Source organism: Burkholderia sp. BE12, assembly GCF_002959955.1.
Taxonomy (GTDB): domain Bacteria; phylum Pseudomonadota; class Gammaproteobacteria; order Burkholderiales; family Burkholderiaceae; genus Burkholderia.
Genome location: NZ_PREY01000016.1, coordinates 20,534 through 34,369, shown reverse-complemented (window position 1 = coordinate 34,369; position 13,836 = coordinate 20,534). Strand labels below are relative to the sequence as shown.

At 67.5% G+C, this 13,836-nt stretch carries 10 protein-coding genes; 7 read left to right on the top strand and 3 right to left on the bottom strand.

All coding sequences use genetic code 11. The annotated features are described in order from the left end of the window. Nucleotides 1-148: 148 nt before the first annotated feature. Complete coding sequence (locus C4B30_RS19160; RefSeq protein ID WP_027783045.1) at nt 149-1,594, top strand: NAD-dependent succinate-semialdehyde dehydrogenase; 1,446 nt, start codon at nt 149-151, stop codon at nt 1,592-1,594. Between the two features lie 83 nt (nt 1,595-1,677). Here C4B30_RS19160 and C4B30_RS19155 read toward each other — a convergent pair whose 3' ends face one another. Beyond that, the gene (locus tag C4B30_RS19155; RefSeq protein ID WP_027783046.1) at nt 1,678-2,727 is read right to left on the bottom strand and encodes a hypothetical protein; all 1,050 of its coding nucleotides are present in this window, start codon (nt 2,725-2,727) and stop codon (nt 1,678-1,680) included. 399 nt (nt 2,728-3,126) lie between these two features. Here C4B30_RS19155 and C4B30_RS19150 point away from each other — a divergent pair, with 399 nt between their 5' ends. Next, nucleotides 3,127-3,675 carry a DUF4430 domain-containing protein gene (locus tag C4B30_RS19150; RefSeq protein ID WP_155257323.1) on the top strand — a complete coding sequence of 183 codons (549 nt, stop codon included), beginning with the start codon at nt 3,127-3,129 and terminating at the stop codon, nt 3,673-3,675. Between the two features lie 44 nt (nt 3,676-3,719). On the opposite strand, the gene tagH is transcribed toward C4B30_RS19150, so the two are convergent. Together tagH and C4B30_RS19140 are read right to left on the bottom strand one after the other, a co-directional pair. Continuing rightward, on the bottom strand, nt 3,720-5,174 hold the full coding sequence (tagH, locus tag C4B30_RS19145; RefSeq protein ID WP_105132803.1) for a type VI secretion system-associated FHA domain protein TagH: 1,455 nt from the start codon (nt 5,172-5,174) through the stop codon (nt 3,720-3,722). Between the two features lie 48 nt (nt 5,175-5,222). Beyond that, nucleotides 5,223-5,606 (bottom strand): TssQ family T6SS-associated lipoprotein, encoded by a 384-nt coding sequence (locus C4B30_RS19140; RefSeq protein ID WP_027783049.1) that lies wholly within the window; start codon nt 5,604-5,606, stop codon nt 5,223-5,225. A 628-nt stretch (nt 5,607-6,234) separates the two neighbouring features. On the opposite strand from C4B30_RS19140, the gene tssJ reads away from it, so the two are divergent. Genes tssJ through tagF form a run of 5 tightly spaced genes read left to right on the top strand, consistent with a single transcriptional unit; the run spans nt 6,235 to nt 13,804 of the window. Further along, the gene (gene tssJ, locus C4B30_RS19135; RefSeq protein ID WP_027783050.1) at nt 6,235-6,750 is read left to right on the top strand and encodes a type VI secretion system lipoprotein TssJ; all 516 of its coding nucleotides are present in this window, start codon (nt 6,235-6,237) and stop codon (nt 6,748-6,750) included. Next, nucleotides 6,747-8,159, top strand: coding sequence for a type VI secretion system baseplate subunit TssK (gene tssK, locus C4B30_RS19130; protein WP_027783051.1), 1,413 nt, complete (start codon nt 6,747-6,749; stop codon nt 8,157-8,159). Before tssJ ends, tssK begins: the two co-directional genes overlap by 4 nt. A gap of 14 nt (nt 8,160-8,173) precedes the next feature. Next, nucleotides 8,174-9,499 carry a DotU family type VI secretion system protein gene (locus tag C4B30_RS19125; RefSeq protein ID WP_027783052.1) on the top strand — a complete coding sequence of 442 codons (1,326 nt, stop codon included), beginning with the start codon at nt 8,174-8,176 and terminating at the stop codon, nt 9,497-9,499. Nucleotide 9,500: 1 nt separating this feature from the next. After that, nucleotides 9,501-13,127 (top strand): type VI secretion system membrane subunit TssM, encoded by a 3,627-nt coding sequence (gene tssM, locus C4B30_RS19120; protein ID WP_027783053.1) that lies wholly within the window; start codon nt 9,501-9,503, stop codon nt 13,125-13,127. Further along, nucleotides 13,109-13,804, top strand: a complete 696-nt coding sequence (gene tagF / locus C4B30_RS19115) for a type VI secretion system-associated protein TagF (protein WP_051421349.1) — start codon at nt 13,109-13,111, stop codon at nt 13,802-13,804. The genes tssM and tagF overlap by 19 nt, the downstream gene beginning before the upstream one ends. The last annotated feature ends 32 nt before the right edge of the window (nt 13,805-13,836 follow it).

Below are 13,836 nucleotides of genomic sequence, written 5' to 3'. Positions count from 1 at the left end.
GTCCCATGCGGAACGACGGCAGGCCGACGTGCCTGCCGTCTGCGCCGCCGGGCGGTTGTCAGCCCCGGCGGCGTTGCTCTTTCTGTCAACCGGCGCGCGGCCGCTCGCGGCAGCGCGCGTTTTATCGACGCAATGTAGGGGTGTCTGGATGGCTAACGTGACTTATACGGATACGCAACTGCTGATCGACGGCGAGTGGGTCGACGCCGCGAGCGGCAAGACGATCGACGTCGTGAACCCGGCGACCGGCAAGCCGATCGGCAAGGTGGCCCACGCGGGCATCGCCGATCTCGACCGTGCGCTCGCCGCCGCGCAGCGCGGCTTCGAGGCATGGCGCAAGGTGCCCGCGCACGAGCGCGCGGCGACGATGCGCAAGGCGGCCGCGCTGGTGCGCGAACGCGCGGACACGATCGCGCAGTTGATGACGCAGGAGCAGGGCAAGCCGCTCACCGAAGCGCGCGTCGAAGTGCTGTCGGCGGCCGACATCATCGAATGGTTCGCGGACGAAGGCCGCCGCGTGTACGGCCGGATCGTGCCGCCGCGCAACCTCGGTGCGCAGCAGACGGTCGTGAAGGAGCCGGTCGGCCCGGTCGCGGCGTTCACGCCGTGGAATTTCCCGGTCAACCAGGTCGTGCGCAAGCTGAGCGCGGCGCTCGCGACCGGCTGCTCGTTCCTCGTGAAGGCGCCGGAAGAAACCCCTGCATCGCCGGCCGCGCTGCTGCGCGCGTTCGTCGATGCAGGCGTGCCGGCCGGCGTGATCGGCCTCGTGTACGGCGATCCGGCTGAAATCTCGTCGTACCTGATCCCGCACCCGGTGATCCGCAAGGTCACGTTCACGGGTTCGACGCCGGTCGGCAAGCAGCTGGCCGCGCTCGCGGGCCAGCACATGAAGCGCGCGACGATGGAACTGGGCGGCCACGCGCCGGTGATCGTCGCCGAGGATGCCGACGTCGCGCTCGCGGTGAAGGCCGCCGGCGGTGCGAAGTTCCGCAACGCGGGGCAGGTCTGCATTTCGCCGACGCGCTTCCTCGTGCACAACAGCATCCGCGACGAATTCACGCGTGCGCTGGTCAAGCATGCCGAAGGGCTGAAGATCGGCAACGGCCTCGACGAAGGCACCACGCTCGGCGCGCTCGCGAACCCGCGGCGTCTGACCGCGATGGCGTCGGTGGTCGACAACGCGCGCAAGGTCGGCGCGAGCATCGAGACCGGCGGCGAGCGGATCGGCGCCGAAGGCAACTTCTTCGCACCGACCGTGATCGCGAACGTGCCGCTCGAAGCGGACGTGTTCAACAACGAGCCGTTCGGCCCGGTCGCGGCGATTCGCGGCTTCGACAAGCTCGAGGATGCGATCGCCGAAGCGAACCGTCTGCCGTTCGGTCTGGCCGGCTATGCGTTCACGCGCTCGTTCGCGAACGTACACCTGCTCACGCAGCGCCTCGAAGTCGGGATGCTGTGGATCAACCAGCCGGCGACGCCGTGGCCGGAAATGCCGTTCGGCGGCGTGAAGGATTCGGGCTACGGGTCGGAAGGCGGGCCGGAAGCGCTGGAGCCGTACCTCGTCACGAAGTCGGTAACGGTGATGGCGGTTTGACGACAGGTCGAGCGTAGTGAGGCCGCCGCTTCCGCGTATGGGGGCGGCGGCGTTTTTTTTGGCGCGTCGACCGACGGCGAACTTCAGCGGGTCGGCAGAATGCCCTCGAAGACGCCTCGCACTGCGCTCTGCTGGGCGGGAGTCAGATTTCCGTAGGCTGGCGGCACCGTGCCGCATTGGTCGCCCTTCGCGCTTTTGACCTTTTCTTTCGCGACTGCCCACTCGCCCGACAGATTGCCTTCGAATGTCATGCCGAAGGGGCTATTGGCGCCTGCCCTCTGGCCCCAGCCGTTCACCATCATGGTTTCCTGCGCGCCGCCCCACGCGAGCGGGTGCTTGCCGTTCTGCGACTCGCTGTGGTTCTGGCAGGACGAGGCATTCGGCACGCAGTGGCCCCCGATGATTTGCTCCGGCGTGGCCTGCTTCACGTCGGCCAGGTCCATCAGCATGTAGTTCTCGAGATTGACGAGATAGTCGCGATTGCTTTCGGCGATCAGGATCGCCGCCATCGCGTTGCCGAGCGCCTGATCGTTCGCGGCGGTTCCGCTCAGGCCGCCCGAGTAAACCATCTTCATCGCCTTGAGCAGGTCCGCCGGCTTCCTCTTTTCGGTGGCCTTGGCAAACATCGTCGGGTAGTCGCTGGCGAAACACGTGCTCGAGTTCCCGTTCGCTCGTCCCCAGAAGTGAATGTAGTTCGAGTATTGCCCGCCTCCACACTGGCGATAGTAAATGGCCTGGTTCATCGAGAAGAACTGACTGCGGCCTCCCGCTCCCGCGCATTGATAGGCCGCGAGACGCAGGAATTTCAACGGGCTCACGACATTGCCGAAGTAGTTGTCGCGCTCGGGACCCGCCGCAGGAAGGTGATCGTTCGCCCCGTCGCAACGTTTCGGGTCGGGCGGGGGCGCTTCCGTCCTCAACGGCGGATTGCCGGCAGTGGTGACTCGCGCGTTCGCGACGTTGAGCGCGGCTTCGCGCAACACATCCGCCGTTACGTAGAGCGGCCCTCCGCGCATGGCGACGGCATAGCAGGCGGTCGCCCCCTGCGCCTGCGCGGCGAAAGAAAGTGCGGCGGCAAACGAACATGCGGCGATCCCCAGGGTGCCGCCGATACGGTGACAATCGATATCCATGAACGGGCTCCAGTGATTCGTGAAAGGGAGAGGGCCCACGAGCGGGCATGCGTCAACGACAAGCAGGCACGGCCGATGGGCCGAAAGCGCTGCCCGACGTCATGGGATGAAGAACACAGGAGGAAGGGACGCTCGGGGCGAGCTGTTGTGAGCGGCCCGGGGGACGGAGGCGCGCTGTGCGTTTAGTCGCGCATCGTTTGGAGTGCGACCTGCGACGCGAGCGATATTGCAGGCCGCAGGTCCATCGCCTATGCTCTGATCAATACGAATATCGGGATTTCACGGAAGGCAAAGGCGCCTGCAATAAAAAAATGACTATCGCTGCGTTGCCGCACCGCCTCTCCGAAACGGGGATCACGCCAACATAACTTGCAACAATCGTCGCGAGGCGCCGCCTGATTGAAACAGTCGGCCCGTGGTTGGCTGCGCCTGCGATTTTTCGATCCGTTTGAAGGGGGCGATCGGCACGCGATCGACATGACTTTCCGACACCCAGGTCAGAACCTGGCAGTTTCAACAAACAACACAAAAGAGGGGCGCGTTTCGCACATTGACCACCAATACGGAGATCTCGTCATGACCAACTCGGTAGCTAATCAATTTGTCGATTGGGGTTCGGAGTTTCACAATCCGCCGTGGCAAGCGAACGACGGCATCGCGATTGCCCCCGGCGTTACAACCGTATTCGATCTTCTTACGGCCGACGGCGTATCGCCCGCTCTAAGCCCGCAATCGCAGGGTTCAGGCGCGAGCCTGTTCGTGACGGCCTTGGGTGGAGTAGAGGCGAACCAGGGCGGCAACGGATACTGGTGGGTGTATTTCGTCAACGGCCAGATGCCCGACGTCTCATGCGCGGTCTACACACTGCAACCCGGCGATAGCGTAGCCTGGGACTACAAGCACTACTCAAGCGGATTGAAACAGGCCGTTCATCCGCCGCTGGTCTGACGTCCGTCGCGCAGACCCATGCGATGCGGCCGGCATCCGCCCCTTCAATGCCGGCCGCTCCCCCGATAACTCTCGACTTCCGCATCGTAAGCCGCCAGGAACGCCTTGCCGAACACCGACGCGAAATCGTCTTCGATCGCGAACATCGTATCGCGATGGGTCGCCGCGTAGCGATCCCACATCCTCGCCTTGTACAGCGCGGGCACGCGCTTCTCGTACCAGCGCATCGCATCGTCGCGCTCGCGCAGCCGTTGCGGCGAAAAACGCGTCAGCAGGTCCATCAACGCGGCACGCATCCCGGCGACCATGCCGATCTGGTGCGCGTGCAGATCCTGGAACGCATCGCTGACCGCGCTTTGCGGCGACATGAAGCCCGGCAGCGGCAGGCCGAACATCTGCCGCAGCACGGCGCCGCCGTCCGGCAGCAGCTTCAGCGGGTTGTTCTCGCGATCGAGCAGCATCGTCATGTGCGCCTTCACCTCGCGCTTCAGGATGCTGCGCGACGACAGCAGCTCGACCGTGCCGTTCGCGAACAGCGCAAGCAACTGGCCCGCGATGTACAGCTGTTCGGCCGACCACTGATGCGATTCGGCGGCCGTATCGAGCCCCGCGCCTTCGAAGAACGCGTTCAGCAGTTCATCGGGCGTCGGCGGCACCGGCGCGTGCGCGGCATGCTGCGCCGGTTCGTCGGCCGGCCGCGCTTCGGCGCGCGCGGCCGCCGGCTGCACGCGTACGTGCTGGGTCCATTCGGGCGCGTGGTCGGCCTGCGTCGAAGACGGCACGTCGCGATCCGCATTGCCGCGATCGACCGACGGCGCCGCGCCCAATGCGCCGAGATCGCCCGACGACTGCGCGAACAGGTCGAGCGGATCGGTCGACAACTGATTCAGGTCGCGTTGCGACGGCACGGGTGGTTCGGCCTGCACGGTGCGGTTCGTCGGCTGCGCCGGGGCCGCGCGTGCCGGGCCGCCCGGCCGGGTGCCGGCGTCCGACGGCTTGCCGCGCGGAGCGAGGCGATCCTGGAGCAGCCCCCATAGCCGATTGCCGGCGCCTTTCGCGTCGTCGCGCAAAGGCGGGGGCGAGGGTGCTGGTTGCAACGGTGCGGCAGCCTCCGGCGCGCGGCGCCTGTCGACGTGCACGTCGGTATCCGGCGCCATGTCGATGACCGAGGCGTCGCCGCCATCGTCGCGTTCCGCCCGCAGCACGTACGGCCCGATGCGGATGATGTCGCCGGTATTGAGCTGCCGCTCCTGCGCATAGCCGACCGCCTCGCGGTTCACCTCGATCGTCGAGACGCTGCTCAGGTTCTTCAGCAGGCACGCGTCGTCGCCGACTTGCAGCAGCGCCTGCAGCCGCGAAATCTGCCGCGTGTCGTCGCGCAGCACCAGATGGTTGTCGCTGGCCCGGCCGATGGTGCCGCCGGGCGGATGAAACACGACGGCGTCGTAAGAGTCGTTTTCGACCGGCTCGCCGGCATGTTCGATCACGATCAGTTGCATGTCATACGTCGCTCGGTGGATGTAGCGCTCGCGTGGAAACCGGTTCGTTCAGGATGACGACGCATGTCTGCGGCGCGCGAATTCGAACGCAGGCCCCCAGATCGGATGCCCCTTCTCGGCGGGGGACAAGTCGAAGCGCGGGTTGAGGTCGAGAATCTTCGAGAACTCGGCGCGGCACGGCGCGACGCGGTTGGTCACGCAATAGCTGAACGCGAGGAGCTTGTGCGCAGTGACCTGCGTGTCGGTGTCGGCGCCGTCGATCTCCTTCGCGCGGCTCAGGAGCGCGATCGTGCGCCCGTAGTCGCCGGTGTCGTATGCGGCGCGCGCGCTGTCGACCGTCGCGCGCGCGGCCGACTGAGTCGGGGACGTGCTGCACCCGGCCCCCAGCAACAACGCGCCGAGGAAAAGAACGATCGACGAACGGCCTTTCATTATTGAAATAAATAATTTGCGTAATTGGAAGGGGCACACACGCGCTGTTGGATTCTAGTGCCAATCATCGGGGTCGATGTTGCTGTTACGTTTTGTTTCAATTGGTCGATTCGATTTCACTTGAATGCTAAATCCACTACGAACTTCAGCCCTTGTGAATCCAAAAAAACGAACCTATAGTTCGCTGTGTTTTTCGGATTCGTCTGTTGTTTGGCCAGCGCGCGTCAATGCATGAAAAAACGGGCCATCCGTTCGGGCTGCGCGAATAGCCTGGCACATCATCAGCGTCGCCGAGCATTCCTTGCCCGGCGGGCGGTCGGCTTGTGCCCCGAGCCTATCCGACAGGTATCCACGCAATAGAACCGGGCCGCCATGGCGAACCGGTCGGGTTAATTTTTTCAGTTTAGTGATCAATCCCAATTCAATTACCTGTCATTTCGCCAAATCAACCTTCATAAACCCTGGGTGATCCGACCCGGCTTTTTGCGAGAATAATTTGCCGCACGAATTTTAATGTAAGGACAAGCAAGTTACGAAATTACGGTCGATTAATTGTCCCTTTTTAATCCGATCATCCGGTTCAGTTCTCGAAAACCGGCGAATGGCTATTGGGTCGCGAGGGTGGAATATGCAATGGCGGTCGAGCAGTTTCATCGTATGGGGATGCGTGCTGCTGTTTCCGGGGTGCGGTGCGACGGAGCACGCCGCCGCGGTGCCGTATGCAATCACGGTGGACGTCGCGCCCGACGTCAACCCTGACATGAATCGCAAGCCATCGCCGATCGTGCTGAAGGTATTCCAGCTCCGTGCCGCGTCGGCGTTCGACAGCGCGGATTTCTTCTCGCTGCAGGACAAGCCCGAGAACGTGCTCGGCGCCGACCTGCTCGGCACCGACCGCGTGATCCTGCGGCCGGGCGACTCGCGCACGCTGCACTATCGCGGCAATGTCGAGGCCGGCGCGATCGGCGTGATCGCCGAATACCGCGTGCTCGAAAAGAACCGCTGGCGGCTGACGGTGCCGCTGCCGCGCGCGAAGCAGCTCAATCTCTACAAGTTCTGGCAGACGTCTCCGGGCGAGTTGAAGCTGTCGATCTCGGTCAGGAACGGCGGCATCGCACTGAACGACGCGCGGGGGCGCTCATGACCGAACCGACGATGTCCGCGACGCCGGTCGCGGCACTGCGCCAGCGCGTGGTATGGACCGAAGGCATGTTTCTGCGGCCGCAGCATTTCCAGCAGCTCGAACGGCACTGGGAGCGCTACGTCGCGCTGCGCTGCCTGCCGCTGCAAGGCTTCTACTGGGGCTTCGACACGCTGGAAATCGATCGCGAGCAACTGGCGTTCGGCAAGGTCGCGCTGCGCACCGCGTCGGGCGTGATGCGCGACGGCACGCCGTTCGACCTGTCGCATCCCGACGATCTCCCCGCACCGCTCGACCTGCCGGCCGACGCGAAGGATCAGCTCGTCGTGCTCGCGCTGCCGCTGTGGCGCGGTGGCGGCGAGGAGGTGTCGTTCGGCGCAGGCGCCGGCGCCGCGAACGGCACAATCGTCGGAAATGCCGGAAACGGCAACGCGGACGTCGCGCGCTACGTCGTGCGCGAATACGAAGTGGCCGACGCGAACGCGGTCGCGCTCGGCCCCGCGCTGCTGCAGACGGGGCGCCTGAACGTGCGGCTGATGCTCGAAGCCGAGCTGACCGGCGACTGGCACGCGCTCGGCGTCGCGCGGATCGTCGAGCGGCGCACCGACGCGCGGCTGCTCGTCGACGACGGCTACATTCCGCCGCGGCTCGTCGCGCAGCGCGATGCCGTGTTGCTGGCCTATGCGCGCGAGCTGCACGGGTTGCTCACGCAGCGCAGCGAGGCGCTCGCGGAACGGCTGTCGGAGCCGGGGCGCGGCGGCGTGTCGGAAGTCGCGGATTTCCTGCTGCTGCAGCTGGTGAATCGCTATCTCGCGCTGACCTGGCATACGCAGCAGCATGTTTCGACGCACCCGGAAACACTGTTCTGCGACTGGCTGAAGCTCGCGTGCGACCTGAGCACGTTCACGGCGGCCGGCCGGCGTCCGCAGTCGCTGGCGGTTTACGTCCACGACGACCTGCGCACGAGCTTCGCGGAACTGATGACGGAACTGCGGCGGTCGTTGTCGACCGTGCTCGAACAGAATGCGATCCAGATCGAGTTGCGCGATGCGGGCAACGGCATCCGCGTCGCGACGCTCGCCGATCCAGCACTGCGCGACACGGCCGGCTTCGTGCTCGCGGTGCGCGCGGACGTGCCGGCCGACAGCCTGCGCACCCGCTTTCCCGCTCAGGCGAAGCTCGGGCCGGTCGAGCGGATCCGCGATCTCGTGCAGTTGCAGCTGCCGGGCATCACGATGCGCCAGTTGCCGGTCGCACCGCGGCAGATCCCGTATCACGCGGGTCATACGTACTTCGAGATCGACAAGGGTAGCGACCTGTGGAAGCAGCTGGCGCGCTCCGGCGGTCTCGCATTTCATTTCGCAGGCGAATTCCCGGGGCTCTCGATGGAGTTCTGGGCGATACGCGGGTGAGGGCGGGCATCGCGATGAATTCTTCCTCCGATTCGATCTCCGCCGGCGCCGGCGGATTCGTGCCGCCGAATCCGGGCGGCATGCATCCGGCCGCATCCGGCGCGCCCGGGATGGCCGGGCCGACGGCCATGCAGCCGCAGCCGGGCCGCTGGGCCGCGAGCGGCACGAACCCGCTCGTCGCGGCCGCAAACCCGCTGCTCAATCTGGTGCCGCAGATCCGCTCGACCGTCCATCATCCGAATCCGGCATGGCTGCGCGAGCATCTCGTCGTCGAGATCCGGCAGTTCGAGGCGCGCGCGCAGGAGGCCGGCGTGCCGTCCGAAGCGATCATCGGTGCGCGCTACTGCCTGTGCACGGCGCTCGACGAGGCGGCCGCGCTGACGCCGTGGGGCGGCAGCGTGTGGTCGTCGCACAGCCTGCTCGTGTCGTTCCACAACGAGACGTGGGGCGGCGAGAAGTTCTTCCACCTGCTCGAACGCCTGTCGCAGCAGCCGCGCCAGCATCTCGACCTGCTCGAGCTGCTGTATTTCTGTCTCGCGCTGGGCTTCGAGGGCCGCTATCGCGTGCTCGACAACGGCCACGCGCAGCTCGATGCGTTGCGCCGGCAGCTCGCACAGACGATCCGCTCGGTGCGCGGCGAATTCGAACCCGCGCTGTCGCCGCACTGGCGCGACGTCGTCACGCGCGACGTCGCGCGCCGCTTCGTCGTGCCGCTGTGGGTGTGCGTCGCGCTCGCGCTGCTGATCGGCTTCGGCGTGTTCGTCGGGCTGCGCATCGCGCTCGCCGGGCATTCGGATCGACTGTTCGCGTCGATCGACGCGCTGCACGTGCCGAAGCTGCAGCCCGCGCAGGCGCCGCCGCGCCCGGCGCCCGCGCCGCGCATCGCGAAGTTCCTGGCACCCGAAATCGCGGCCGGCCTCGTGTCGGTGCGCGACGCCGCCGATCGCAGCGTGATCGTGCTGCGCGGCGACGGGCTGTTCAAGTCCGGCTCGACGTCGGTGATCGACCGCTACGCGCCGGTGCTCGCGCGGGTCGCCGATGCGCTGAACAAGGTGCCGGGCAACGTGCGCGTGACCGGCTATACCGACGACACGCCGGTGCATACGGCGCGCTTCGCGTCGAACTGGGATTTGTCGCGCGAACGCGCGGAATCCGTGCGCAGCATGATCGCCGCGCGGCTCGACCATCCGGAGCGGCTCGCGGCGGAAGGGCGCGGCACGCTCGATCCGGTCGCGCCGAACGATTCGCCCGCGAACCGCGCGCTGAACCGGCGCGTCGAGATCACGCTGCTGCCGGCGCCCGGCAGCGCCGCCGTCGGCGCGACGCAAGGGGCCAACTGACATGAACCAGGCTGTCGCGCGTTTCGTCCGGCCGTTGCCGTCTCGGGAGATCTGGACCTTCGCCGGTCTCGTCGTGCTCGCGTGCTTCGTGTGGCTCGCGGGCCCGCTGTTCGCGTTCGCCGAGGTCCGGCCGCTCGAAAGCGGCTGGGCGCGCGGGCTGACGATCGCGGTGCTGTTCGTCGCGTGGGGCGCGCGGGTCGCGTGGCGAAGCTGGCGCGCCAGCCGCCTCAACGCACAACTGCTGAACCAGCTTCGCGAAGCCGCGCCGGGGCCGGCCACCGCGGGCGATCCGGCGAAGGCGCAGCTCGACGAGTTGCGCAGCCGCTTCGACGAAGCCGCGACGTTGCTGAAGAAAGTTCGCTTCGGGCAGGCCGACACCGTGCGCAAGGGCCTGCCGCGCTGGTTCGACCGGATGTCGCGCCAGTATCTGTATCAGTTGCCGTGGTACGTGTTCATCGGTGCGCCGGGGTCGGGCAAGACGACCGCGCTCGTGAATTCCGGGCTCAGCTTTCCGCTCGCCGAGCAGTTCGGCCGCGCGGCGATTCGCGGCGTGGGCGGCACGCGCCATTGCGACTGGTGGTTCACGAACGACGCGGTGCTGATCGACACGGCCGGCCGCTATACGACCCACGAGGGCAACCGTGCGCTCGACGAGGCCGAGTGGAAGGGCTTCGTCGACCTGCTGAAGAAATACCGCACACGCCAGCCGCTGAACGGCGCGATGCTGACGATCAGCGTCGCCGACCTGCTCGGCGCGTCGGAAGCCGAACGCACGCAGCACGCGATGGTGCTGCGCAAGCGGCTGCTCGAACTGCGCGCGCAGCTCGGCATCCGTTTTCCCGTGTATCTGCTCGTGACGAAAGCCGATCTGCTCGCGGGCTTCGCCGAGTATTTCGGCGCCTACGGCCGCGCCGAATGCGCGCAGGTGTGGGGCTTCACGTTCCCGCTCGCGCAGAGCGAGGCGCCGGGATTCGACCTGCGCGCGGCATTCGACCGCGAATACCGGCTGCTGCATCAGCGGCTGAACGACGGGCTGCCCGAACTGCTCGCCGCGCAGACCGACGCGCGCCAGCGCGAGATGACGTACCTGCTGCCGCAACAGATCGCCGACCTGCAGGACATGCTCGGCCAGTTCGTCGCCGAAGTGTTTTCCGTATCGAGCTTCGAGCCGATGCCGATGCTGCGCGGCATCTACCTGACGAGCGGCACGCAGGAAGGCACCGCGTTCGATCGCGTAATGAGCGGCATCAAGCGCTTCCTGAAGATCGAGGGCGTGCCGCCGGTCGCGCAGGTCGGCTCGACCGGGCGCAGCTTCTTCCTGAAGGCGCTGCTGCAGGAGCACATCTTCCGCGAATCGGCGCTCGCCGGCAGCGACCTGCGCTGGCATCAGAAGCGGCGCGTACTGCAGATCGCCGGCTACGTGCTGCTCGCGCTGGTGTGCGTGGCCGTGCTGGTCGCGTGGCTGCGCAGTTATTCGAACAACCGCGCGTATCTCGACCAGATCGCCGCGCGCGTGCCGGCCGTCGATGCGCAGATCGCTGGCGCGAAGTTCTCCGGCGCGTCCGACATCGCCCGGCTGCTGCCCGTGCTCGACGCGCTCGGCAGCCTCGCGAATGCGGGCGGCGTCGACCTGTCGCATCCGCCGCTCGCGTATCGGTGGGGGCTGTTCCAGGGCGAGAAGATCGACGAGGCCGTCGACGCCGTGTACCGGCGCGCGCTCGACGACGTGCTGCTGCCGATCGCCGCGAGCCGGATGGAGGCCGCCCTGCGCGACGCGCGGCCCGACGAAACCGAATACGCGTATGCGGCGCTGAAGGCGTACCTGATGCTGTACGACAGCGCGCACTACGATCCGGCGTTCGTGCAGGCCGTCGTCGATCTGGAAATGGAACGCTCGCTGCCGCCCGATTTCTCGCCGGCCGAACGATCCGCGTTGCGCGCGCATCTCGCCGCGCTGTTCGGCAACCGCGTCGCGGTGTCGCCGTATCCGATGAACGAGCGGCTCGTGGCCGACGTGCGCGACCGGCTGCGGCAGGTGCCGTTCTCGCAGCGGCTGTACCGGCAGCTCACGCGCACACTGCGGCCGGCGACGTCGGCGTTCGACTTCAGCGTCGCGCGTGCGGTCGGCCCCGATGCGTCGCTGGTGTTCCGCCGCCAGAGCGGCAAGCCGCTGGCGGAAGGCGTGCCGGGCCTCTATACGCGCAACGGCTATCGCAACGTGTTCGCGCCGCACCTGGGCGGCGAGGTCGAGGCGTACGGGCGCGAGGAAGTGTGGGTGCTGAATCTCGGGCTGTCCGAGATCCCCGGGCCGAACGACGCGGCCGCGTGGGCGCGCGACATCCGCCAGCTCTACCTGAACGACTACCTGAAGATCTGGGACGACTATCTCGCGGACATCAAGCTGCAGCGCACGGCGACGCTCGCGCAGAGCATCCAGGTCGCGCGCGCGCTGTCGTCGGCCGATTCGCCGCTCACCCGGCTGATGGTCGCGCTCGCGCGCGACACGGCGCTCGGCGATGCGCCCGGCGGGGCGCGCAATCTCGCATCGCGTGCGCAGGACAAGGTCGACGAGGCGCGCAGTTCGCTGTCGCAGATCTTCGCGGGCCAGGCCAGCGAAGCGAACCCGTCCGCGGCGGCGCCAGCGAGCCCCGAGCAGGTGGTCGACAGCCACTTTGCCGGGTTGCGCGCGTTCGCGCCGGGCAGCGGCGACCAGGCCCAGGCGTTCGACGCGGTGCTGAAGTCGATCGACGCGCTGTATACCTACCTGACGGCCACCGACGACGCACTGCGCAGCGGCGCGCAGCCGCCGCCGTCCGACGCGCCCGCGCGGCTGCGCGCGCAGGCCGGCCGCCTGCCCACGCCGTTCCGCGAAGTGCTCGACGACCTGTCGAACGTCGCGAACGGCAGCGTCGCGACCGTCGAGCAGCGCAGCGTCGCGCTGCGGGCCGGCGCGAACGTCGGCGACTTCTGCCGGCAGGCGATCGCGGGCCGCTATCCGTTCGCGCGCGGCTCGTCGCGCGACGTCGCGCCGGCGGACTTCGCGCAGATGTTCGCGCCGGGCGGGCTGATGGACGATTTCTTCCAGAAGAACCTGCAGTCGATCGTCGATACGACGTCGCACCCGTGGCGTTTCGCGAATCGCAATGCGGACGCCGATCCGTCGGCGGCCGCGATGCTCGCGTCGTTCGAGAAGGCCGCGGTGATCCGCGACGCCTATTTCAGCGGCGGGGCGCGCACCGCGCAGCTGAAGGTGCAGATCCAGCCGCTCGAAATGGACCCGTCTATCACCGAGATGGTGCTGGACGTCGACGGGCAGATCGTCCGCTACGCGCATGGCCCGCTCGTGCAGAGCGCGGTGGACTGGCCGGGCCCGCGCGGCAGCAATCAGGTGCGGCTGCAGGTGTCGGCGCAGGCCGGCGCGACCGACGGTTTCTCGACCGACGGGCCGTGGGCGCTGCACCGGCTGTTCGACCGCGCGGCCGTGTCGGCCGGACGCGGCTCCGACCAGATGATTGCGCGCTTCACGGTCGACGGCAAACCGATCGTGCTGCAGGTGAATGCGGGCAGTGTCCGCAACCCGTTCCGGCTGCCCCAGATGGAGTCCTTTACATGCCCTCCGAAGCCATGAGCCCGACATCGCCGCTCGCGCGCGCCGACGGCGACGCGCCGGCCTGGTACGGGAAAATTCCCGGCGCCGGCGACTTCGTGAACAGCCGGCTGCCGCATGCGCTCGCGCTCTGGTGGGAACGCTGGCTCCAGCAAGGGATGGCCGCGATGCGCCAGCGCGGCGCGGACGAGATCGAGCGCTACTACACGGTCGCGCCGGTCTGGAATTTCCTGATCCCGGCGGGCGCCGGCGCGTCGTGCGTGCAGCCGGGCTGCCTCGCGCCGAGCTGCGACCGCGTGGGACGCTACTACCCGGTGATCGTCACGCTGCCGATGCGCGCGGCCGATTACTGGAACGGGCTGCCGGACGCCGCCGATGCGTTCTACTGGCAGGTCGGCCATGCGCTGCTCGACGCGATCCGCCACGCGCGCGCGCCGGGCGATCTCGAGCGGACGCTCGAACGCGTGCGGCTCGCGCCCGGCAGCGGCAGGCGCGCGGAAATCATCGATGCGGCGCCTGCGACGTTGCCGGAACGGCCGGCGCTCGCCGCGTGGCCGGGGCTGTCCGGTTATTTCGATCCACACGGCGGCACCAGCTTCTGGTGGACCAACCGCGCCGACGGATCGCCGCTGCGCACGCATGCCCATACGGGCACGCCCGACAACGCGCTGTTCCTGACGCTGTTCGGCGGCGGCTAGCCACCGGCTGACGGTCGGCGGGCGCGGCGGAC

Coding starts and splice junctions, on each gene's coding strand:
- C4B30_RS19160 (WP_027783045.1), top strand. CDS start 149: ATGGCTAACGTGACTTATACGGATACGCAACTGCTGATCGACGGCGAG.
- C4B30_RS19155 (WP_027783046.1), bottom strand. CDS start 2,727: ATGGATATCGATTGTCACCGTATCGGCGGCACCCTGGGGATCGCCGCA.
- tagH (WP_105132803.1), bottom strand. CDS start 5,174: ATGCAACTGATCGTGATCGAACATGCCGGCGAGCCGGTCGAAAACGAC.
- C4B30_RS19140 (WP_027783049.1), bottom strand. CDS start 5,606: ATGAAAGGCCGTTCGTCGATCGTTCTTTTCCTCGGCGCGTTGTTGCTG.
- tssJ (WP_027783050.1), top strand. CDS start 6,235: ATGCAATGGCGGTCGAGCAGTTTCATCGTATGGGGATGCGTGCTGCTG.
- tssK (WP_027783051.1), top strand. CDS start 6,747: ATGACCGAACCGACGATGTCCGCGACGCCGGTCGCGGCACTGCGCCAG.
- C4B30_RS19125 (WP_027783052.1), top strand. CDS start 8,174: ATGAATTCTTCCTCCGATTCGATCTCCGCCGGCGCCGGCGGATTCGTG.
- tssM (WP_027783053.1), top strand. CDS start 9,501: ATGAACCAGGCTGTCGCGCGTTTCGTCCGGCCGTTGCCGTCTCGGGAG.
- tagF (WP_051421349.1), top strand. CDS start 13,109: ATGCCCTCCGAAGCCATGAGCCCGACATCGCCGCTCGCGCGCGCCGAC.